Annotated in this window: 21 protein-coding genes; 12 read left to right on the top strand and 9 right to left on the bottom strand. The window is 56.1% G+C overall.

What is annotated here, in order from left to right; genetic code table 11:
* Window positions 1-16: 16 nt before the first annotated feature.
* On the bottom strand, window positions 17-1288 hold the full coding sequence (locus tag FHS21_RS14175; protein ID WP_112528627.1) for an acetylornithine deacetylase/succinyl-diaminopimelate desuccinylase family protein: 1272 nt from the start codon (window positions 1286-1288) through the stop codon (window positions 17-19).
* Window positions 1289-2053: 765 nt separating this feature from the next.
* Between FHS21_RS14175 and FHS21_RS14170 the strand changes: the two genes are divergently transcribed.
* The 3 genes from FHS21_RS14170 to FHS21_RS14160 are packed head-to-tail and all read left to right on the top strand — an operon-like array spanning window position 2054 to window position 6582.
* Entirely contained in the window at window positions 2054-4909 is a 2856-nt protein-coding gene (locus tag FHS21_RS14170) for a molybdopterin oxidoreductase family protein (protein ID WP_112528623.1), read from the top strand.
* Entirely contained in the window at window positions 4906-5673 is a 768-nt protein-coding gene (locus FHS21_RS14165) for a 4Fe-4S dicluster domain-containing protein (protein WP_112528621.1), read from the top strand. Before FHS21_RS14170 ends, FHS21_RS14165 begins: the two co-directional genes overlap by 4 nt.
* A 3-nt stretch (window positions 5674-5676) precedes the next feature.
* Window positions 5677-6582 (top strand): dimethyl sulfoxide reductase anchor subunit family protein, encoded by a 906-nt coding sequence (locus FHS21_RS14160; RefSeq protein ID WP_183662357.1) that lies wholly within the window; start codon window positions 5677-5679, stop codon window positions 6580-6582.
* Here the strand turns inward: FHS21_RS14160 and FHS21_RS14155 are convergent.
* The 6 genes from FHS21_RS14155 to FHS21_RS14130 all read right to left on the bottom strand — a co-directional run bounded on the left by FHS21_RS14155 (window position 6579) and on the right by FHS21_RS14130 (window position 12070).
* A complete protein-coding gene (locus FHS21_RS14155; RefSeq protein ID WP_112528617.1) occupies window positions 6579-7514 on the bottom strand; it encodes a lipid A biosynthesis lauroyl acyltransferase in 936 nt (311 codons plus the stop codon). The genes FHS21_RS14160 and FHS21_RS14155 overlap by 4 nt on opposite strands.
* A 6-nt stretch (window positions 7515-7520) precedes the next feature.
* Window positions 7521-8549: a zinc-binding dehydrogenase gene (locus FHS21_RS14150; protein ID WP_112528615.1), complete on the bottom strand. Its 1029-nt coding sequence runs from the start codon at window positions 8547-8549 to the stop codon at window positions 7521-7523.
* A 26-nt stretch (window positions 8550-8575) separates the two neighbouring features.
* Window positions 8576-9853 carry a beta-ketoacyl-ACP synthase gene (locus FHS21_RS14145; protein ID WP_112528613.1) on the bottom strand — a complete coding sequence of 426 codons (1278 nt, stop codon included), beginning with the start codon at window positions 9851-9853 and terminating at the stop codon, window positions 8576-8578.
* 11 nt (window positions 9854-9864) lie between these two features.
* Window positions 9865-11049, bottom strand: coding sequence for a beta-ketoacyl-ACP synthase (locus FHS21_RS14140; protein ID WP_112528611.1), 1185 nt, complete (start codon window positions 11047-11049; stop codon window positions 9865-9867).
* Between the two features lie 45 nt (window positions 11050-11094).
* The gene (locus FHS21_RS14135; protein ID WP_008123430.1) at window positions 11095-11376 is read right to left on the bottom strand and encodes an acyl carrier protein; all 282 of its coding nucleotides are present in this window, start codon (window positions 11374-11376) and stop codon (window positions 11095-11097) included.
* Window positions 11377-11482: 106 nt separating this feature from the next.
* Window positions 11483-12070: a histidine phosphatase family protein gene (locus FHS21_RS14130; protein ID WP_158482236.1), complete on the bottom strand. Its 588-nt coding sequence runs from the start codon at window positions 12068-12070 to the stop codon at window positions 11483-11485.
* Window positions 12071-12169: 99 nt separating this feature from the next.
* Between FHS21_RS14130 and FHS21_RS14125 the strand changes: the two genes are divergently transcribed.
* The 3 genes from FHS21_RS14125 to FHS21_RS14115 all read left to right on the top strand — a co-directional run bounded on the left by FHS21_RS14125 (window position 12170) and on the right by FHS21_RS14115 (window position 15759).
* A complete protein-coding gene (locus FHS21_RS14125) occupies window positions 12170-13126 on the top strand; it encodes an AEC family transporter (RefSeq protein WP_112528607.1) in 957 nt (318 codons plus the stop codon).
* 144 nt (window positions 13127-13270) lie between these two features.
* On the top strand, window positions 13271-14728 hold the full coding sequence (locus FHS21_RS14120; RefSeq protein ID WP_112528605.1) for an NAD-dependent succinate-semialdehyde dehydrogenase: 1458 nt from the start codon (window positions 13271-13273) through the stop codon (window positions 14726-14728).
* Window positions 14729-14733: 5 nt separating this feature from the next.
* Window positions 14734-15759 (top strand): aldose epimerase family protein, encoded by a 1026-nt coding sequence (locus FHS21_RS14115; RefSeq protein ID WP_112528603.1) that lies wholly within the window; start codon window positions 14734-14736, stop codon window positions 15757-15759.
* A gap of 13 nt (window positions 15760-15772) precedes the next feature.
* Here the strand turns inward: FHS21_RS14115 and FHS21_RS14110 are convergent, their stop codons facing one another.
* Window positions 15773-16690 carry a sugar kinase gene (locus FHS21_RS14110; RefSeq protein WP_112528601.1) on the bottom strand — a complete coding sequence of 306 codons (918 nt, stop codon included), beginning with the start codon at window positions 16688-16690 and terminating at the stop codon, window positions 15773-15775.
* Between the two features lie 134 nt (window positions 16691-16824).
* Between FHS21_RS14110 and FHS21_RS14105 the strand changes: the two genes are divergently transcribed.
* On the top strand, window positions 16825-17439 hold the full coding sequence (locus FHS21_RS14105; protein WP_112528599.1) for a pyridoxamine 5'-phosphate oxidase family protein: 615 nt from the start codon (window positions 16825-16827) through the stop codon (window positions 17437-17439).
* Window position 17440: 1 nt separating this feature from the next.
* Here the strand turns inward: FHS21_RS14105 and phnF are convergent, their stop codons facing one another.
* Entirely contained in the window at window positions 17441-18187 is a 747-nt protein-coding gene (phnF, locus tag FHS21_RS14100) for a phosphonate metabolism transcriptional regulator PhnF (RefSeq protein ID WP_112528597.1), read from the bottom strand.
* A 90-nt stretch (window positions 18188-18277) separates the two neighbouring features.
* On the opposite strand from phnF, the gene phnG reads away from it, so the two are divergent.
* From phnG to phnK, 5 genes are read left to right on the top strand one after another with little or no spacing between them, the layout of a single operon-like run.
* A complete protein-coding gene (gene phnG / locus FHS21_RS14095) occupies window positions 18278-18760 on the top strand; it encodes a phosphonate C-P lyase system protein PhnG (RefSeq protein ID WP_246411026.1) in 483 nt (160 codons plus the stop codon).
* Window positions 18760-19371, top strand: a complete 612-nt coding sequence (gene phnH, locus FHS21_RS14090) for a phosphonate C-P lyase system protein PhnH (protein WP_112528595.1) — start codon at window positions 18760-18762, stop codon at window positions 19369-19371. Before phnG ends, phnH begins: the two co-directional genes overlap by 1 nt.
* Before the next feature lie 3 nt (window positions 19372-19374).
* Window positions 19375-20481: a carbon-phosphorus lyase complex subunit gene (locus tag FHS21_RS14085; RefSeq protein WP_112528593.1), complete on the top strand. Its 1107-nt coding sequence runs from the start codon at window positions 19375-19377 to the stop codon at window positions 20479-20481.
* Window positions 20478-21359, top strand: a complete 882-nt coding sequence (locus FHS21_RS14080) for an alpha-D-ribose 1-methylphosphonate 5-phosphate C-P-lyase PhnJ (protein ID WP_112528591.1) — start codon at window positions 20478-20480, stop codon at window positions 21357-21359. The genes FHS21_RS14085 and FHS21_RS14080 overlap by 4 nt, the downstream gene beginning before the upstream one ends.
* Complete coding sequence (phnK, locus tag FHS21_RS14075) at window positions 21356-22132, top strand: phosphonate C-P lyase system protein PhnK (RefSeq protein WP_112528589.1); 777 nt, start codon at window positions 21356-21358, stop codon at window positions 22130-22132. Before FHS21_RS14080 ends, phnK begins: the two co-directional genes overlap by 4 nt.
* Window positions 22133-22135: the final 3 nt, after the last annotated feature.

Raw genomic sequence — 22135 nt, 5'->3', positions numbered from 1 at the left:
TCCAGCTTTTTGGCAATCAGGCCGATCGCGACAGTAGCACCTTTAAACCGAGCGCCATGACGTTGGCGGATTCGATCATGTCTTCGATGCCGACATATTCATCCGGCCGATGCGCGAGGTCCAGTATGCCCGGCCCGTAGGCTATGCAGTCGTGTAGTAGCCCGATGCGTGCAATATGTTTTTGATCGTAAGTACCGGGTGAGATCACGTACTGCGGTTCCCGGCCGAAAACTGACCGGATTCCCTCGGCAACTGCGGTGACGACCGGCGCATCGCGCTCGGTCATCAATGGTTGCACTTCCATGATGTCGCGAATGCTGTAGTGAAATTTCGGTCGCTCCCACTGCAGCCTGTCAAGGATCGAAACGACCTCGCGTTTAACCTCAGTGATGTCTTCCTCGAGCAGGAAACGGCGATCGATGGTCAGGCGGCAGCTATCGGACACGTTGGGCGAGGGCAATCCAGAATAATCGTCAGTCTGTCCGCCATGGATGGAGTTGATATTCATGGTGGATCGCCGCGCACCATCGGGAACCACCGGCATCGAGGTTTGCTTTTTGTCCAGGGCGGGGAAAAGTTCCTTTTCGAACGCTTCAAGGACCGCTCCCATATGGCGAATGGCGCAATCACCCAAAAACGGCATCGACCCGTGGGCAATTTCGCCCTTGGTTTCGATTTCTGCCCACCAGACTCCGCGATGACCGAGACAGATGCGGTCCTTGTTGAGTGGTTCCGGAATGATGACGTGATCGACGCGGGGCTTCGAGAAGAAGCCTTTGCTGGCGAGATAGGCAACACCGCCGAAGCCACCGGATTCCTCATCTACCGTGCCGGATATTTCTATGGCGCCAGCGAAGTCCGGATAAACCTCGATAAATGCTTCCGCTGCAATGATTGAGGCGGCGAGTCCACCCTTCATGTCGCAGGCGCCGCGGCCATAAATCTTGCCGTCCTTGACCACACCTTCGAACGGATCAACGGTCCAGCCTTCACCCGTTTCCACGACGTCGATATGGGAATTGAAGTGCACGGTCTGGCCATGGGTGCGACCATCAAAGCGGGCGACGACATTTGTGCGCGGGTAGCGGTCCGTGTCGCCAGGCGTCCCTTCGCCGCGGATCAACTGGGTCTCAAAGCCGATCAGCTGCAACCGCTTCGCGAGAAATTCTGCGCAGGGCGTATAGGCCTCGCCGGGCGGGTTGATAGTGGGGAAACGGATGAGATCGCGCGTCAGCGCTATCAGGTCGTCACGCCGTTTCTCAATGGCACGGGAGAGTTTGTCATCCATGCCTTATCAAATCAGCACCACTCCCGATTTGGCAAGTAGCAACTTGTTGTCTGACGACAGTAGAACGCTCCAACCTTTGAGAAACTTGTCCATGGGCAAATTTTGGGCTCTGGTTGTAACTTTATAAATGAAACACTGGCGACGACACGAGCGCAACTATAGCGCTAAAAGCGCCGGGTTGTTTGAAAGTAAATTGCGCCCTTATGCAGGTTTGTCGCACCTGCTTGAACTGCATTTTGGTGAGGGCCATCTTTTAATCGCCGCAATATAGCGGTTCCATTCATCGACAGGACTACGAAATGCTCCGCGAAAAAAGAGTAGCAGAGGAAGAATTTATATCCATTCACCAGGATAATGCTGGACTCTCCGCCAAGCGGAGCGGGACATGCATTCCGGGTGTCCTCTGCGTGATTGGCCTCATCCTGGCAATCGCACTGCTCACGCCAGAGCGGGCTACGGAACATTCGCAACAGCCCGCATTGGAGCAGATACAATAGTGCGGGCAGCGGCCTCTGGGATCGGCACAGCCGTTCACTAGCTCTAGCCCAGCGATCAGTCCACTGGTTTTACCAGTCCGACCGAGACCGGTGCCGTTTTCCTGACAACGCAATCCTGTAGACTCGCTAAGATGTTAGTGAGTCGAACGCGCATGCTCTTTGCAAAACACACAGATTTCTTGCAAGACTGCCGCTAAAAGATCGAGACGGATGGGTCTGAAGCAATTCGCGCTCCGTTTTGTCTTGGTGAACAAGGGGCGCATCGGGTATGAGTTCAGAACCAGTCCTTGCTTTATCAGAGCCGGTTGGTGATGAGATTCGGAAAACCACCTGCTATATGTGCGCCTGCCGTTGCGGCATCGATGTCCATCTGAAAGACGGCAAAATCCGCTACATCGAGGGCAACCGCGACCACCCGATCAACAAGGGGGTCTTGTGTGCCAAAGGATCAGCGGGAATTATGCAGCACTATTCGCCGGCGCGATTGCGAGCGCCGCTGTTACGAACAGGACCACGCGGTTCAGGCGAATTCAAAGAAATCAGCTGGGAAGAAGCGTTGGCGTTGGCTGTCGATTGGCTGCAGCCGCTGCGGGAAACCGCGCCGCAGAAGCTCGCTTTCTTTACGGGCCGCGATCAAAGCCAGGCTTTGACCAGCTTTTGGGCGCAAAATTTCGGCACACCGAACTACGCTGCACATGGCGGGTTTTGTTCGGTCAACATGGCAGCCGCAGGGATTTATACGATCGGTGGTGCGTTCTGGGAATTTGGCGCGCCCGATTGGGACAAAACCAAGCTGTTTGTTTTGTTCGGTGTGGCGGAGGATCATGATTCCAACCCGATCAAGATCGGTATTTCCAAACTCAAGAAGCGTGGGGCGCGTTTTGTTTCGGTCAATCCGGTGCGCACGGGCTATTCCGCTATCGCTGATAACTGGATCGGCATCCGTCCTGGTACCGATGGACTGCTCATTCTTGCCGTCATCCATGAGCTTTTTCGCACTGGCAAGATAGACCTCGACTATCTCCAGCGCTACACCAATGCACCATGGCTGGTGATTGATGATGAGGGTAGGGAAGACCACGGACTTTTCCTGCGCGACGATCTCGGCAAGGCGCTGGTGCGTGATCGCAGGTCGGGTGCGCTTGTGCGATTTGACGAACCGGGTCATGTCGCTGATCTCAATGCTGAATTCGTCACAGAAGATAGTCGGAAGGTGCGCAGCGTCCTGCGGCTAATGGCAGAGAAATATCTCGATCCGAAATATGCACCCGATGCAGTCGCGGCAGAGACTGGGGTTGCGGCGAGTACGATCCGTGGGCTGGCTTCGGAAATCGCCCGCGTGGCCTTTGAGGAAGAGATTATCCTCCAGCAACCGTGGACAGACATGAAAGGCGAGCAGCACGATGTCATGATTGGACGGCCGGTGAGCTTCCATGCCATGCGCGGCATCTCCGCTCATTCGAATGGATTTCAGTCGGCGCGTGCATTGCATGTTTTACAGACGATCATTGGCTCCATCGACTGCCCGGGCGGCCATCGGTATAAGCCGCCTTATCCCAAACCGGTGACGGCCCACCCAAGACCGCATGGCAGAGCGGAACATGTAAAGCCTGGTCAACCGCTTGCGGGGCCACATCTTGGATACCCACTTGGACCTGAAGACCTGCTCGTGGATAGTGAAGGCAAGCCGCAGCGGATCGACAAAGCTTTTTCTTGGGAAGCGCCGCTTTCGGCTCACGGCATGATGCACATGGTTATCGCCAATGCGTGCGCTGGCGATCCCTATCCTGTCGACGTACTGTTCCTGTATATGGCCAACATGGCGTGGAACTCGTCGATGAATACGCGCGGCACGATCAAGATGCTGGAGGAGCGCGACGAGACAACCGGCGAATATAAAATACCAAAGATCATCTATTCGGATGCCTATTCATCGGAAATGGTTGCCTATGCCGATCTTGTCTTGCCAGATACGACCTATCTGGAGCGTCACGACTGTATTTCACTGCTCGACCGGCCAATTTCCGAACCCGACGCCGCCTGCGACGCGATTCGCTGGCCGGTGTTGGAGCCGGACAGGGATGTGCGCGGGTTTCAGTCCGTGCTGATCGATCTCGGAGCCCGCTTGAAACTGCCGGGTTTCGTCGATGATAGAGGCGCGGCGCTGTACAAAGACTATGCCGACTATATCGTCAATCATCAGCGCAAGCCCGGTATCGGCCCGCTTTCGGGTTGGCGGGGTGCGGACGCCATGGATCAGGGCAGGGGATCGCCCAATAAAGATCAGCTGAAAGACTACATTGATCACGGTGCGTTCTGGATGAAGCACATTCCCGATGAGGCACTCTATTTCAAACACCACAATGCCGCTTATCAACAGTTCGCCATCGACATGGGTTTCTTCGATGCGCCGCAGCCCGTCACCCTTCAGCTCTATGTCGAGACGCTGCAGAAGTTCCGGCTGTCGGCGATGGGCGTTCGGCAACCGTTCGCGCCCGAACAATACCGCGAACGCCTGCTCGATTGTTTCGATCCGCTACCGGACTGGTACCGGCCCTTCGAGGAACAGGGCGTCGATGCCACAGAATTTCCCTATCATGCGATCACTCAGCGGCCGATGGCGATGTATCATTCCTGGGGCTCGCAGAATGCATGGCTGCGACAGATACACACGAAAAATCCATTGTATGTCCCCGGTGCGATTTGCGACGAGCTGGGGTTAAAGGATGGCGACTGGGCCTGGGTCATTTCGCATCACGGCCGGATCAAATGCGAAATTGCGCGAACGGATGCGGTGAATGGCAAAACCATGTGGACATGGAATGCGATCGGCAAGCGTAAGGGCGCTTGGGCGCTTGATCCGCACGCGCCCGAAGCAACCAAGGGATTCCTCCTCAACCACCTCATTCACGAACTTTTGCCGCCAAAAGCCGATGGGATGCGCTGGTCGAACTCCGATCCTATTACCGGGCAGGCCGCCTGGTATGACTTGCGCGTGCGCATTGAAAAGGCCGAGGCTGGGGTGGAGATCAGCGAACCGTATTTCGCTGCAATCAAACCTCCTGGCAGCCAATCGCAGCCAGTCGATGAACTGCGTTACGGGCAGGAATGGTCGCCAAAATGACCAGCCTTCCCCAAAATCGTACCGCGAAAAAACTCGGGCTGGTGATCGACCTTGATGTGTGTGTCGGCTGTCATGCCTGTGTAATCAGTTGCAAGGAATGGAACACTGGCGGCTACGGCAGTGCGCTGTCGGACCAGCATCCCTATGGCGAGGATGTTTCGGGTACGTTTCTCAACCGCATCCACAGTTTTGAAGTCACGCCAGAAGGCGGACAAATTATCGGTGAAGCTGGCGACGCCCGCGTTGTGCACTTTCCAAAGTCCTGTTTGCATTGCGAAGACGCGCCGTGTGTCACGGTCTGCCCGACTGGAGCGTCTTACAAGCGTGCCGAGGACGGCATCGTGCTGGTGGATGAGGACAAGTGCATCGGATGCGGACTTTGCGCCTGGGCCTGTGCCTACGGGGCTCGGGAGATGGATCTTGCTGCCGGCGTGATGAAGAAGTGCACACTGTGCGTCGACCGCGTCTACAATGAGACACTGAAGCACGAAGACCGCGTGCCGTCCTGTGTCAGGACTTGTCCGGTCAATGCCCGGCATTTTGGCGACCTTGGCGATCCGAATTCCGATGTGGCCATCATGGTGGTCGAACGCGGTGGTTTCGATCTTATGCCGGAACAGGGGACGCGTCCCACCAACAAATATCTCCCGCCGCGCCCTCGCACGTCCCTAAGCGATAGCGCGCCAATTATTCCGCTCGCCGAGAATACCGAAGGCGCACGCGGATTTTTCGCTTGGCTCGACAAGACGCTGGACCGGATCTAAACGATGCATCCAGCGTATTCGATTATTGTTTTCACGACGCTGTCAGGTCTGGGCTACGGACTTGCGGTCGTGCTTGGGCTCGGTTTTCTGGATCCGTCGCTGCTAATGACCAAGCTTGCCTATTTGACTTCGCTGGCACTGATCAGCATTGGACTGGCAGCTTCGCTCTTGCATCTCGGCAACCCGCAACGTGCATGGCGGGCCTTGAGCCAATGGCGCTCCAGCTGGTTGTCGCGCGAGGGTGTGATGGCAATTGCAACGGTTGTCCCCCTGACGCTGAGTGCTGCGTTGGCTATCTTTGGCGACAGACATGATGCGATTTTGGGATTTATCACTGTGCTTGGTGCGTTGGTGACAGTCTATTGCACGTCGATGATCTACGCGTCGCTCAAGACAGTGGACTCGTGGCATACGAAACTGACGCCCCTGTGTTTCCTGTTGTTTTCGCTAGCCGGTGGGTTTTTGTTCGCAAGCGCCTTCGTGGGTGGAAATGGGTTGGTCGAGGAGTTGCTGGCGCTTCTGTTCGTCCTCCTGGCGTTGGTCGCCAAGATGGTTTGGCGCAATCGGGCCACGACGCTCTTACCCATTTCGACGCCGGAAACGGCAACGGGTCTTGGCTTCATCGGCAAGGTTGGACTGTTTGAGCGTCCGCATGCGCTCGACAACTATCTGACGCGAGAAATGGGCTTTCGTGTTGCCCGTAAACACGCCGCAAAGCTGTGGGTGATCGCTTTCGTTTTCTGTGTGGTCCTGCCGATCCTGGCGCTTTTGCTGGCTCTGGCGATTGCCGGTGGGCTCACCGCGCAGATTGCGCTCGTTCTCGGTGTCGTCGCATATGTGCTGGGGGTTTTTGTCGAGCGCTGGCTGTTCTTCGCCGAAGCCAAACATGCGGTGATGAACTACTACTAATTGCTGTTCCAGCGCTTGTGGAACCACATCCACTGGCCGGGGTATTCGCGCACCCAAGACTCGACCTTGTCGTTCAGAGCTTGGACAGTTGCGGCGAGGTCCACGGCTCCTTTGTCATCGCGCGGTATCTCCATCTTCTCTTCAAGCTCCAGCCGAAACCGGCCACCGGGCAGACGGACACAGCGCGCCGGATATACATCGCACTCATATTGACGCACGAGTTTCGCGAGAAGTGGATTGGTTTTGCATGGGCGGTTGAAAAAAGTAGAAGGGATGCCGCGTTTGAATTTTTGATCGACCAGCATGCCGACGTTGCCATTGTTGTTGAGGACGGTGGCGAGCGACCAAGCTGCACCGGCCTTCGACGGAACGAGATGCCCCATGTTGGTGCGGCGTGCCCCGAGGATTTTCTTGGCAACAAAGGGGTTGTTCGGTGGGCGAAACAGCGCGGTTACATTCAGATCGAATGTCGCCGCGCAGATCGGCAGCAGCTCGAAATTCCCCGTATGACCTGTGAAGAATATATGCGGGCGGTCCTTCTCGTCCCGTATGCGTTCGAAGATCTCGCGGCCCTGGACCTCGACTAGTCCGGGCGTGTCGCTGTGCGGATCGAAATCGAAGATCGCATCCAGAAACACATATTCGGCCGTCAGGCGCGCCATGTTTCCCCACATGTCGCGCGCAATCTTCTGCAGCTCCTCTTCGGGTTTCTCCGGATAGGCTTTACGCAGGTTGGTCATCGCAATGCGATGGCGGCCCATCAATGGGCCAATTTTACGCGCTGCGGCATCGGTGAAATCCATAGCCGCCTTCGCGGGCAGCATACGGAGCAATTTGAGGACACCGAAAATGACAAATGCCGACAGCCAGTAGTTGAATTTCTTCAACCGTTGGCTCCAACGGAATAGCGCTAACTTTGTATTGAGCTTCATTCTGGATCAGTTTACGCGCAGGATGATCTTGCCGAAGACGTCCCGGCCTTCCATCCGCTTCAATGCCGTATCGATATCATCGAAGCCGACTTCGGTGTCGATGACTGGATGGACAAGGCCACGCGCCATCTTCTGCATGGCATCAGCCATGTTTTCCATGCGGCACCCGAACGAGCCGAGAAGTTTTAACTGCTGCTGGAACAGCATCATAAGGTTCATGCTGGTTGAAACACCCGACGTCGAGCCGCAGGTGACCAGCCGCCCGCCGCGGCGCAGCGACAACATGGACCCCGCCCATGTATCGGCGCCGACATGTTCGAAGACAACATCAACGCCCTTCTTCTTTGTCAGCTTGCGCACGACGCCTTCAAAACGGTCCTCGCGATAATTGATGATGTGATCTGCCCCCAGAGCCTTGGCCTTCTCGATCTTGTTATCCGAGCCGACGGTCGTGATAACCGTACAGCCCATCTTTTTGGCGAGTTGGATTGCCGCCGAGCCAATACCAGAACCACCTGCGTGAACGAGGATAGTTTCGCCCGGTTCAAGTTTCGCATTATCAAACAGCATGTGCTCGACCGTCCCAAAGGTGACGGGTGCGACAGCAGCACCGATTTCGTCGACGCCAGGAGGAGCTGGGACAAGCAAACGAGCTTTGAGGTTGACTTTTTCCTGGGCGAAGCCATCGAGATGGAAGCCGTGCACACCTGAAACATGCTCGCAAAGATTGTCGCGACCTTCACGGCAGGGACGGCACAGTCCGCAGGTCTGTGCACCATAGATCGAGACGAGCTGGCCTGGCAGTAGATTGCTGACGCCCGCGCCGATCGCATCGACAACGCCCGAAGCTTCCGCGCCGATCGTCAATGGCATCTTGCGCTTGGCAAAGGCCATGCCCCGCCAGCCCCAGACATCAATGTGATTGAGCGCAACAGCTTTGATGTTGACGGTGACCTCACCTGGACCGGGCGCAGGCGGGGGCGCAACATCGACGATCTCGAGCTTGCGGTCTTCAATCAATTGTAGTGCACGCATATCCGTTTCCTTATTCAGGCCACGGATTAGTTCGGTTCTGCCGTCATGACAAGACACGTATTTTGTCCGCCGAAGCCGAATGAACTGGAAAGCACCGACGATACACTTGCTTCGCGCTTAACGTTGGGGACGACATCCATGACAATTGCCGGATCAGGATTGTCATAGTTGATCGTCGGCGGGATCGTACCGGTCTGAATGGTCAGTACAGAGAATACGGCTTCGATTGCGCCCGCAGCGGTCAGCGTATGGCCGATCATCGACTTGTTTGACGACACAGGCAGTGATGAAATGCGATCGCCAAAGACGGTCGACAACGCCAGATATTCCATCTTGTCGTTTTCTGGCGTCGACGTTCCGTGGGCATTGATATAGTCGATTGCGTCTTCCTCAATCCCCGCATCTTCAAGGGACGCGCGAACCGCACCAATGGCCGGCGAACCGTCCGGCTTCGAACGGGTACGATGGAAGTCATCGGCCTTTTCGCCGCAACCACGCATGATGCCAAGAATATTTGCACCTCGTGCGACGGCCGATTCGAGCGATTCCATCACCATAGCGCCAGAGCCTTCTGCCATGACAAACCCATCTCGATCTTTCGAGAAGGGCTTTGCCGCCTTGTGGGCCGGCTCGTTATGTGTGGATAGCGCAGAGAGCAGCGAGAACCTGATCAGCGCTTCGGCGGAAACCGAACCATCTGTGCCGATCGACAGGACCCTGTCGCTTTCGCCGCGACGGATGGCTTCCACGCCCAGCTGAATGGCAGTCGCGCCAGAGGCACAGGCTGTAGACAAAGTGATCGGTAGACCGCGCGTGCCGAATTTATCGGCCAGAACCTCAGCGATATAGCCAAATTCCGCCGTGTTGAACATGTCGACCTGCGGGCCTCGACGGCATGCGGCGAGCAGCAGGTCGTATCCGGGCTCGCCTTCAGACTTGACCAATGCGTCCAAGGCAAAACGATTGCGCCATTCGAGTTCGACCGGTGGAGCAGCCAGGAAAAGCGGGCCGCCGAAGTCATCGACTGGAAAACCGGCCTGCGCTACAGCTTCCTCCGCTGCAAGCGACGCCAGCTTTTGCGACAGTGTCGAAGCGCCTTTGGTGCTTTCTTCAAGAAAATCGACAGTCCCGGCGATCTGCGTTCGCAGATTGTCCAGGGCGAACCGTGTAATCGTGTGGATGCCGGATGTGCCGGAAGTCAGCGCAGCCCAGTTCTCTTCCTTGCCCTGTCCGAGGGATGAGACAACCCCGAGACCGGTTATGGCGACGAGGGGCCGACCAAAATGATCAGTATATTTGGACATGAAGATATCCCTTAAACTTTGACCAGGCGGGCAACGCCTTCGCCGCGAGTCCCGCCAATGGACGTTGCGAGTGCGGTATCGACGCTGGACGGTCCGGCCTTCTCGTTTTTCGCGTCGACAGGCGGGAAGGCAGATCCATTAAAAACGCTCAGCGCAGCAAGAGCAACGACCAGCGGGAATTGTGCTTCGCGCAGATGGCCGAGTTTGCCCGCGACGCCGCGCACCATCGAACTCGAGAATGTATCGAGCGCCGCTTTTTCTGCCGCAGTTACGTGTTTAGCCCCACTGGCGCCTGAAATGATCAGATCTGCTGCTTTGTCTGCACTGGCCGCACCGATCAGCTTGGCTACGGTTTGGGTTAAATCATCGCGGCTGCGCCGAATTTGCGCGCTGTAGATTCCATCGATAGCAGCATACACGCGTGCGCCGCGTTTTTGTGCGTGCTCCGCACTTTCCAGAACCAGAAATGCACCGCCAGATCCGGTAACGATGCCGCCCCCGGCACTGTCTTCTCTTTGCCAAAGCGGCGCCCAACCGTCACGCTTGAGCATCCCATTCAATTCGTAGCCCAACAACATGTCTGGATGCTGGGAATTGTACGAACCACCAACAAGGGCATGTGTACTCTGTCCGGAGCGAATGCGAGCTACAGCTGTATCGATCGCCGAGATACCCGAGCCTTCCTCACCCATGAATGTACGTGAAGAACCGGTGACTTTGTGGACGATGGAGATATTTCCAGCAAGCAGGTTCGAAAGCTGTGCCAGAAACAAGGTTGGGCGCAGCTCGGTCGTGAGCTTCTCGTTTAGCATCGTTCCGATATCATTGCGCACACGCGCTTCGGCAAGGATTTGCGTGTCTACCGAGACGTCGCGTTCCCCACCGCCTGCCGCCACTACCATATCCATGCTGGCGCAGAGCGATTCGTCGTCTTTTATGCCTGCATCCTGCAGCGCGAGGCCAGCTGTGTAGGTCCCTATACGCTGCCACGTCTCCATCTGCCGCTGGTCACCGCGCTTCGGTATCTGGTTGTTCCAGTCGACTTCGACGAGCGGATGAACGGTATAAGGCTTGAACGTTTCGCTATCGATGCGGGGTTCGAGCCCGTCATTGAACGCCTTCCAATGGGCATCGACGCCTTCGCCAAGTGATGAAATCAGTCCGATACCAGTAATGACGACGGTGTTGTTCTGCATTGTCTCGCAACACCGTTTGTACGGTGTACCCGGTTAGCTGGGAAATCAGGCCTTCTTGGCAGCGACGAGTTCGTCGATCTTGGCACACAGGTTTTTCAACACGAAGTATTCTTCGGTCGGAACCTTGCCGTCATTGACTTCCTGCGTCCACTGTTCAAGCGGGATCTTGATACCAAAGGCCTTATCGATCGCAAAAACGATGTCCAGGAAATCAAGGCTATCGATCCCCAGATCGTCAATTGTGTGACTCTCCGGCGTAATGGAGTCGCGATCGATCTCGCTGGTTTCGGCAATGATGTCGGCGACCTTGTCGAATGTATCGGACAATTGATTTTCCTTTGCTTACCGTGCCTCAGGCAAGGGCACTGATGTAGAATGAAGCCGGTATCTAGCGTTTTTCATGCTTCAGGGAAAGACTAAAGCTGCGCTGTGATTAGTCGAATATGATTCTTCCTGCGATATGGATGGTTTCACCTTCCTCGGCTTTGGAAACAACGACGGCCTCTGTCGGACGTGGCGTAACGCCGGTCAGAGCGATGATATTGGCGCGATCAGTCATCATTACCAGGTTGCCAAGGCCCTTGAATGCAAAGATCGCCACCCGAATTTGGTCGATCTGGATTTGTTTGGCAGCTTCGTCCGCAGTCAGTGGATCGAGCGGCTTAAAGATTTCTGCGGACATTGAGTCGAATGACAACCGTGCGGTTTCCCGTGCATTGCAGGTAGAACTTGTAAGAACTTTGTCGATTCGCACCCCGCGTGCGGCAAAACGGGCTCCAAGTTTTTGCGCCAGCTGGCGCCCGCGGTCGGAAAGCGTTTGCGTGACCGAACAATCGGCCGAGCTGTCGACGGTTGGGCTCAAGGTTCCGGAAGCATCGGCGCCTTGAATGAGAATTGTGTATCCGCCGCGCTGTACTCTCGCCCACGCAGCATCTGTCGCATATGCGTGCGATACGACAAAAACCAGGCCGAACAGCGCATACATAGAAATTGCCCAAGGGCGGAATTGCTTCAACATCATTCTCCTTAGCAGTCGAGATGGGGATTTGTTGAAGAAAAATAAAGCCATGCAACCAGAACGTCTTGCACCGCCGTATTGGCTGGCCTATTGCGGAACGCGATGGGTCTCATTCAAACAATCATCGTCGTTTTTGGTGTGATTGCCATCGCCTATGCAGCAGCGCATTTCAAGTTGCTGGATGAGCGAGTGGGTGACGGTCTATCCGATTTTGTCTTCGTGATCGCCGCGCCTTTGCTGCTGTTCAGGACAATGGTGACTGCTGATTTCCATGGCACAGCTCCCTGGTCGTTATGGACCACCTATTTTATTGGTGTGATCGTTGCGTGGGCGGCATCGGATCTGGCGATCAAGCTGTTCTTTCGACGAGACAACCGTGCTGGCGTTGTGGCCGGCGTCTCTGGGGCGTTTTCCAATCTCGTTTTTCTTGGCATGCCGCTCATGCTCGGGGTCTTCGGCCAGAATGGCTTTGCGATCCTGTCTTTGATCGTCGCCGTCCATATGCCTGTCATGATGGCCGCCTCGATTACGCTGCACGAATTAGCCATGAGGAGGGACGGCGTGTTCAAGGGCGAGAGTCATTGGATCGCAGTGATTGGATCGTTCTTCAACAGCTTGCTGCGCAATCCGTTTGTGCTGGGCATCCTCGCCGGCTGGATATGGCGTCTGCTGGGTTTGCGAATGCCGGACGCAGCCGACGCGTTGATCGAGACCTTGAGTGGAGTGGCAGGGCCCGTCGCGCTATTCGCCATGGGCATGGGTCTGAAGAAGTTCGGCATTTCTGGAAATATGGCAGCAGCGGTAGTCATGTCTGCTATCAAACTTGTCCTCATGCCTGCGGTGGTGCTTGGCGCCGCGTGGTTGATTGGTTTGCCACCATTCACCGCGAAAATCGCGGTGGTTGCCGCGGCGCTTCCGGCTGGCGTCAATTCTTACTTGATCGCCACACGCTTTGGCACGGGCCAGGCTCTCGCCTCCAATTCCATGGTCATGGCGACCGCTTTTTCGGCGCTGACACTGACGTTCTGGGTTTCTGTCGCTACGCGGATATTTGGTTGACGGAACCCCGTTGCAGCTTTTGGCAAAAAGGAGCAGGGTAGTTGGACGCCTTGACCGAGGCACACATTGCCATGCGCAGTGCAGGGTTTATTTTTCACGGAACTCACGAACAACAATAACCCTTCGAACACAGGGAGAAACATGATGTTGCAGAAATCCAGCCAGTTCATGAAGCAGGCAAACCTCATCGACGGTGAGTGGGTGGCGGCAGATTCGGGCAAGACAATCGACGTCATCAACCCTGCTACCGGCCTGAAGATCGGTACCGTCCCAAATTCGGGCAAAGCCGAGACACAACGTGCCATCAACGCCGCAGCAAAGGCCTTCAAGACATGGCGCAAGACATCCGTTCTCGAACGCTCGAAACTGATGCGCAAGCTGCACGATGCCATTTTGGATAATCAAGATGCGCTCGCTGAGTTGCTGACACTGGAACAGGGTAAATCCCTTGCGGAATCCAAAGGTGAGATCGGCATGTCCGCCGCCTATATTCTCTGGTATGCAGAGGAAGCTCGCCGCACCTATGGCGATGTTGTCCCTTCCCCTTGGGCCGATCGCAGAATTCTGGTCACGAAAGAGCCTGTGGGGGTCATTGCTGCAATAACGCCCTGGAATTTCCCTTCCTCCATGCTCGCGCGCAAGATCGGCCCGGCGCTGGCGTCCGGTTGCACGGCGGTGGTGAAACCTGCGACGCAGACGCCCTATTCAGGGTTGGTCTGGGGCTCTCTTTGCGAAGAGGTTGGCATTCCGAAGGGTGTCGTCAACATTTTGACGGGGTCGGCGACGGAAATTGGCGGAGAAATTACGAGCAATGAGCTTGTTCGCAAGATCACCTTCACCGGATCGACGGAAATCGGCAAGATACTGATCAAACAAGCTGCGGACACGGTCAAGAAAGTCTCCATGGAGCTTGGCGGCAACGCGCCGTTCATCGTTTTCGATGATGCTGATGTCGATCGGGCGGTGGACGGAGCGATCATCGCGAAGTTCCGCAATTCGGGTCAGACTTGCGTCTGCACCAACCGTTTTTTGGTACAGGCCGGCATCTATGACACATTCGTCGAGAAGTTTGCCGCCGCTACCCAGAAGCTCAAAATCGGAAATGGTCTGGAAGAAGGGACGCAGCAGGGGCCATTGATCGATGACAAGGCCGTCGCCAAGGTCGAGGAATTTATAGCAGATGCCACGCAGAAGGGCGGCAAGATCATCACAGGCGGAAAACGTCATGCGCTTGGTGGCAGTTTCTTCGAGCCCACTGTGATCGCGGACGCTACGCCGGAAATGCTCTTCACCAAGGAGGAAATCTTTGGGCCGGTGGCGCCGATCTACAAGTTTCAAAGTGAGCAGGAAGCAGTTGACCTTGCCAACGATACGCAATTCGGTCTCGCCAGTTACTTCTACACACAGGATCTTGGGCGGGTGTTCCGCGTCTCGGAAGGGCTGAAATACGGTCTGATTGGCGTCAATGAGGGCATGATTACCACGGTGGAAGCCCCATTCGGCGGCTTGAAGGAATCCGGCCTCGGCAAGGAAGGCGGACACCAGGGTATCGAAGATTATCTCGACACGAAATATGTCTGCGTTGGCGGCTTGGGGTTATAGAATAAATGAATACGGAAGTTTTCGGCCACACGCCGGACGGCGAGGCAGTTCACCGCATTACAATTTCGGGTGGTGGATTAACCGCCGACGTACTGACGTGGGGCGCAGTTATCCAAGACTTGCGCCTCAAGGGGCATGAGCATCCGCTTGTCCTTGGGTATCGCGACTTTGCCGATTATCCCGCATACTCTCCCTACCTCGGTGCAACGATTGGCCGTTGTATCAACCGTATTCGTGACGGTGAGCTTGTCATCGACGGGAAGACTTACGAGCTCGAAAAAAACTTTCATGGCAGGCATAATATCCATGGCGGGAGCCGCGGTGCTGGCAAACGCATCTGGGATGTTGTCGCTATTGGTCCGGATTACGTCACATTGACGGTCCAGCTTGGTGACGGCGAGATGGGTTTTCCTGGAAATCTGACAATCACGTGTACTTATATGCTGGAGCCCAAGGGAACTCTTGTGATCCGCATGGATGCAGTCACGGACAAGCCGACGATCTGCAATCTTGCGCATCATAGCTATTTCAATCTCGATGACGGAGGCGCAACCGAGGCGCTCGATCATCAGGTCAGAATCGATGCGCAAGCCTTTCTTCCTGTGGATGGTGATCTTCTTCCCGATGGCCGTGTTATGCCGGTGGCCGGGACAGCACATGATTTCCGCGAGTATCGAGCTGTCCGGCGCGAAGTGGACGGCAAGCAGGTCATCTATGACAATAATTTCTGTCTTGCCAGCCAGCGCCGCCCATTGTGCCTTGTCGCTTCGGTAAAAGGTGCCGATTCCGGCGTCGAGATGAACGTTTCCACAACCGAGCCTGGCGTGCAATTCTACGCGGCAAACACACTAGGCGGGAAACCACCCATCGGGCTGACCGGCAAGACCTACGATAACTATGCAGGCCTTTGTTTCGAGGCGCAGACCTGGCCCGACTCCACTCACTTTCCATATTTTCCACAGGCGATATTGCGTCCTGACGAAGTCTACAGCCAGATGACCAAATACAGCTTCAAGAAAACGAAATCCTAGAGCAAAATTTGCTCTAGGCGTTGAATGCCTTCTTCGCTTCATCCATGGGGGCGAGCGCGCCATGGAATTCGACCACGCGGGCAGCCACCTTGTGTGCGTTGATCGCGGCAACAAGTGGATCGAGACCCGCGAGGCGCGAAGCAATGTATCCGCCGTTGAAGCTGTCGCCAGCGCCCGTCGTGTCGACAGCGTTGGCGCGAACAGTAGGCACTTCAGTAGTTGTTCCGCCGGCAATGACCAACGCCGGCTCCGTGCCATCTTTGACGACGATCTCGCGCACACCATAACCAGCGATGCGTGTAGCGGTATCGGCAGGCGTTGCGTCACCGAATAGGGCATTCTCATCCGGAAACGTTGGTAGCGCTATATCGGTGACGTGAAATGCATTGCTCAAGACCTGCCGCGCAGTATCGGCATTTTCCCACAGGCGAGGGCGGTAATTGGCATCGAAGACGACGAGCGAACCTTGACGGCGGGCATTACTAACGGCGTTGAGGACATTCTGGCGACTTTTGGGGCTCAAAATACCCATCGTGATACCGGAAAAGTAGATGACTTGCCGACCATCCAGGCTTTTCGCCAACGCGTCAGGATCATCGGCCAGATGGCGCGCTGCGGCATCATTGCGCCAATAGGTAAAGGAGCGCTCGCTACCGGTTAGCGTGATGGCATAGATTCCGGGGCGAGCGCCAACGATGGTCGGGCTATGGGCGGTATTGATAGCATTATCGCGAAGGAATCTGCGCTGTTTCACCGAGAAAGGATCGTCGCCGAAGGCGGTGACATAATCGACAGCAAAATCTGTATCGGTGAGGGCTCGAACATACCAGGTAGTGTTGAGGGTGTCTCCCGCAAAACCCATGCGCCACTGATCGCCATTGGCGCCGGACAATTCGATCATGCACTCGCCAATGGCTGCAAATCCGCTCATAAAATCCTCCGCTGCTCCGGTCGCAGCGACTGATATACAAGTGCATTGCCGTTGTCATTTCATAAAAACGCGAACTGTCATAATCAGTTCGTCATGCCGTGTTAGTCGGCGAACACGTCTTGAAGGAGAATTCAATGTCGCGGATCACGACGATCGAACAGCTCGAAGCCATCTACGGCGGCGGCATAACTGAAGCATCCACAGCCAAAGTTGCCGCTCGGATTACGCCGGAATACCGCAAGTTGATCGAGGGTTCACCCTTTGTGGCGCTCGCAACAAGTGGTCCTGAAGGTCTTGATTGTTCACCACGCGGTGATCTCGCGGGTTTTGTAAGGATTCACGACGAATCGACCTTGATGATGCCAGATCGCCGCGGCAACAACCGCGTTGACTCGCTCCGCAATATAGTTCGAGACCCGCGCGTGGCTCTGCTCTTCCTCATTCCCGGACTGACGACAACGTTTCGCGTCAACGGGCGTGCGTTTGTCGAAACGGATCAGGCACTGCTTGACAGCTTTGTTGTCGATGGAAAGGCGCCGCGTTCCGTCACTGTCGTCGAAGTGGAGGAAGCCTATTTTCAGTGCGCTCGTGCACTAATTCGCTCCGAATTGTGGAATCCGGCAAGGCACCGCTCGGCAAAAGATTTCCCCACTCCCGGACAGATACTGGCGGCGCTGAGCGAAGATCGGGTAGGGGGAGAAACCTATGATCGCGAATGGCCGGAGCGCGCCGCAAAAACGATGTGGTAGGTCATCCGGCGCTGTCGTTATCGATCGCGATTTCCAAGCGGTCCGCGGCAAAGCGGGTTTTCGAATATTGAATTGGATGGCCTTCGGTATCGACGTTGATGGCCGTTGCAACGAGAACAATAGCTCCGGGGGAGAGTTTCAGATGGCGCAACTCCTCCGCTTCGGCATGGCGCGCCGCGATGAGTGTCGATTTGCGCAGATAGTCGTCTATTCCCGCCGCTTTAAGAGCAAATGTTATTGAACCGGATGAGCGATAGTCTTCTGCCACATTGGGTACACGCGCTGCGTCGAACCAGGCCGTGGCACAGGAAACCGGATTGCCGTCTGCGGTGTGCATCGTGTCGATCCTGATGACTTCCCCTGATAGCATATTTAGCGCCTCGGCAACATCGACGGGTGCCTCTTCACGGCGGTGGGCAAGCAGTATGCCCCTGGTTTCGCGTACCTGTGTGGAAAGGATCTGCGAAAAGCGCGTGCGCTGGCCAATGCGGTAAGTGAGCTTCTTGCTGTTGGCGACAAAAGTACCGCGTCCTTGTTCGGCTCGCAGGACGCCCTCCTTGGTAAGCGCGGCTATGGCACTGCGGATCGTATGGCGATTGACCGCAAAACGCGTCGCCATTTCGATCTCAGGCGGCATGCGCGTGCCATTTGCCAGTTTTCCCGCCGAGATATCACCCCTGATCTGATCCGCGATCTGACGCCAGATTGCGACGCCACTGTTGCGTGTGATGAATCGTGCCGATGTCACGTTCTGTCATGCTCCTGTCATTGACCTGATCTATAAACATAGATATTGTCTAGTTGTATAGATGACTAGACAAATTTTAGTGAGGTGTCAATGGGCAACGAAAATTCAAGCGCCACTCCGACTTCTGGCGAAGCTGATTTCGGGCGCAAGGCTGCCATGGCCTTGCTGGCGCAGGCAACTGTGCAGGAGATGAAGGATTTCTGGGCGCATTGGGCGAACAAGCCGCAGGTCGAGACCTTGCGTGGGCCGGAAACCGGCCTTGTCATGATGCGGGGACGCATCGGTGGTGGCGGTGCTCCCTTTAATCTGGGCGAAGCAACAGTCATGCGTGCAACAGTGCGGCTCGGCGATGGTGCTGTTGGTCACGCTTACGCCCTTGGACGATCGAGCGAGAAGGTCCGACTCGCCGCGATCTTCGATGCGCTGTGGCAGGAACCGGCCTATCGCCAGACGGTTGAGGAAACGGTCCTCGCCCCAATTGCGCAACGTCTCAACGACAATCTCGAAGACAGACGTGCCGAAACGGCTGCGACCAAGGTCGACTTCTTCACAATGGTGCGAGGTGATAATTGATGCGCGCAGTTACACAGGTTTACGAGGGCGGTTTCAGCGATGCTGTTTTCAATTCTCAAGAGGTCTTTCGGGCACTGATGGAAGCTATGGCCAGCCCTGGACGGGTAGTTGAGATCGGCAAGCTAGCGGCTGCTCCGTCGCCGATTTCCTCGGTAGCAGCGTCAGTTGCGGCTACTTTGTTTGATCATGACGCGACGGTCTGGTGCGACAAGTCGATTGCCGGCTCGGTGGCCGCAATTGGCTGGCTGAAGTTTCATACCGGACTTGAACTGACGTCAAATCCATCGGACGCACAATTTGCGTTGATCGGCGACCTTGAGACGATGCCATCATTAGAATCCTTTGCCAAAGGCACCTCGGAGTATCCCGATCGCTCGACAACAATTATTCTCCAGATCGATGGTTTTAATGGGCCGGAAGAACTGACGCTGAGCGGCCCAGGCATCAAGGATACGCAAGGTTTTGCGCCAAGCCAGTTGCCAAAAATGTTCGTAGATCAATGGGCCGCCAATCGCGGCGCCTTTCCACGCGGTATCGACCTTATCTTCGTCGGCAAAGGCGCACTCGCTGCGTTGCCGCGCACGACGCGCATTTCAAAAAAGGAGGCGTGAGCCATGTATGTTGCTGTCAAAGGCGGTGAAGCCGCCATTCGCAATGCGCATAAACTGCTTGGCGACCGCCGCCGAGGCGATCGTTCGCTGCCGGCGATCGGCCTTGACCAGATCGTTGAACAGCTTGCATTGGCAGTCGACCGCGTCATGGCCGAAGGGTCGCTCTACGACACCGAACTCGCGGCGCTGGCAGTAAAGCAGGCGCGGGGCGATATGATCGAAGCGATCTTTCTGGTTCGCGCTTATCGCACCACATTGCCGCGCTTTGGCTATACCAGGCCGGTGGAGACTTCGCAGATGGCGATCGAACGACGCATATCTGCAACTTTCAAGGATTTGCCAGGCGGACAGTTACTCGGTCCGACATTCGACTATACGCATCGTCTGCTCGATCCCGAACTCGCCGAAGATGGGATCGTCGAAACGCCCGAACGTCGTGTTGAAGTGCGCGAGCATACGCCACGCGTCACCGATATTCTTGGCCATGACGGTATGATTGAAGCCGATGGCGATATGCCCGAGGGCGTCGAGACAGGAGATCTCACACGAGAGCCGTTATCGTTTCCGCTGGAGCGCGATTTACGGCTGCAAGCGTTAGCTCGGGGTGACGAGGGGTTCCTTCTCGGTCTCGCCTATTCGACGCAGCGCGGTTACGGGCGCAGCCATCCTTTTGCTGGCGAGATCCGTATCGGCGAGGTCGAAATCGAACTGGAAGTCGCCGAACTTGATTTTCCTCTGACGCTGGGCCGCATTCGCGTCACCGAGTGCCAGATGATAAATCAATTCAAGGGATCATCCAAACAGCCCCCGCAATTTACCCGGGGTTATGGCCTCGTATTCGGCCAAAGTGAACGCAAATCCATGTCGATGGCGCTGTGTGACCGCGCGTTGCGGGCGAGGGAACTCGGCGAGGACATCACGGCTGCAGCGCAGGACGAGGAATTCGTCATTTCCCACAGCGACAATGTGCAGTCCACCGGCTTCGTTGAGCATCTGAAACTACCGCACTATGTCGACTTCCAGGCAGAGCTTGACCTCGTACGCCGCATGCGCGGCGAGCATGAGCGGCGCGAGAGCGAAAACAGCGAAACCAAAGAGGCCGCAGAATGACCGAGCTTGCGACATATAATTTCGCCTATCTCGACGAACAGACGAAACGGATGATTCGCCGCGCCATCCTCAAGGCAATTGCTATTCCCGGTTATCAGGTGCCGTTCGCGTCGCGCGAAATGCCGATGCCCTATGGTTGGGGCACGGGCGGCGTTCAGGTGACAGCTGCGGTGATTGGCCCGAATGACACGTTGAAAGTGATCGACCAAGGCGCCGACGATACGACCAATGCCGTGTCGATCCGCGCCTTCTTCCAAAAGGTTTCCAATGTTCGGGTGACTACAAAAACGACGGAGGCGACGATCATCCAGACGCGCCACCGCATTCCCGAAACTGCGCTGCAAGCTGGGCAAACGCTCGTTTATCAGGTGCCGATCCCGGAACCGCTGCGTTTTCTTGAGCCGCGCGAGACCGAGACACGAAAGATGCATGCGCTTGAGGAATATGGACTGATGCATGTGAAACTCTACGAGGACATCGCGCGTCACGGCCGCATTGCCACGACCTATGCCTATCCGGTGAAGGTCGAAGGTCGTTATGTGATGGACCCATCGCCCACACCAAAATTCGACAACCCAAAGATGCATCAATCTCCAGCATTGCAACTATTTGGCGCAGGGCGTGAAAAGCGTATCTATGCCATCCCGCCCTATACGGAAGTTGTCAGTCTCGATTTTGAGGATCATCCATTCGAGATTCAGACATTCTCGGAGCCCTGCGCCCTATGCGGAGCCAAAGGCAGTTATCTCGACGAAGTCATTCTTGATGACAAAGGCGGCAGCATGTTTGTTTGCTCGGATACCGATTTTTGTGAGGATCGGCAGGCGGAGGGCCATCGCGGCCATCTCTCGGCTAATCCTGCGGAGGCAGCAGAATGAGCGATATACCACTCCTGAAAGTCAGCGCGCTTTCGAAATTCTACGGAAGCCGGATCGGCTGTCAAAACGTGTCCTTCGAGTTGTGGCCAGGCGAAGTTCTGGCGGTCGTTGGCGAATCCGGTTCAGGCAAGACGACGCTGCTGGACTGTCTGGCAACGCGTCTTGCACCTTCCACGGGTTCGGTCGAATACCGGATGCGCGATGGCCAGTTCCGTGATCTCTACCGCATGAGCGAGGCAGAGCGGCGCTTCCTGATGCGAACGGACTGGGGCTTCGTCCATCAAAATCCCGCCGATGGTTTGCGCATGACAGTATCCGCCGGCGCCAATGTCGGCGAACGGCTGATGGCTGTTGGCGACCGGCACTATGGCAAGATCCGTGCGACCGCTACCGATTGGCTCGGCCGTGTCGAGATTGCCGCCGACCGTATTGATGATCAGCCGCGCGCTTTTTCCGGGGGTATGCGCCAGCGCCTTCAGATCGCACGAAATCTCGTCACCAATCCTCGGCTGGTCTTCATGGATGAGCCGACAGGTGGTCTCGACGTGTCGGTCCAGGCAAGGCTTCTCGATCTGCTTCGAGGTCTTGTCAGCGATCTCGGTCTGGCAGCCATTGTCGTGACGCATGATCTTGCGGTGGCGCGTTTGCTCTCGCACCGGATGATGGTGATGAAGGATGGTCACATTGTCGAGACCGGTCTCACGGATCGTGTTCTTGATGATCCTCAGGCGGCTTACACCCAGCTCCTCGTTTCCTCCATCCTGCAGGTCTAGGAG

Source organism: Phyllobacterium trifolii (genome assembly GCF_014192095.1).
Taxonomy (GTDB): domain Bacteria; phylum Pseudomonadota; class Alphaproteobacteria; order Rhizobiales; family Rhizobiaceae; genus Phyllobacterium; species Phyllobacterium trifolii.
The sequence above is the reverse complement of the archived record's forward strand: the minus strand, read 5'-3'. Positions and strand labels throughout refer to the sequence as shown.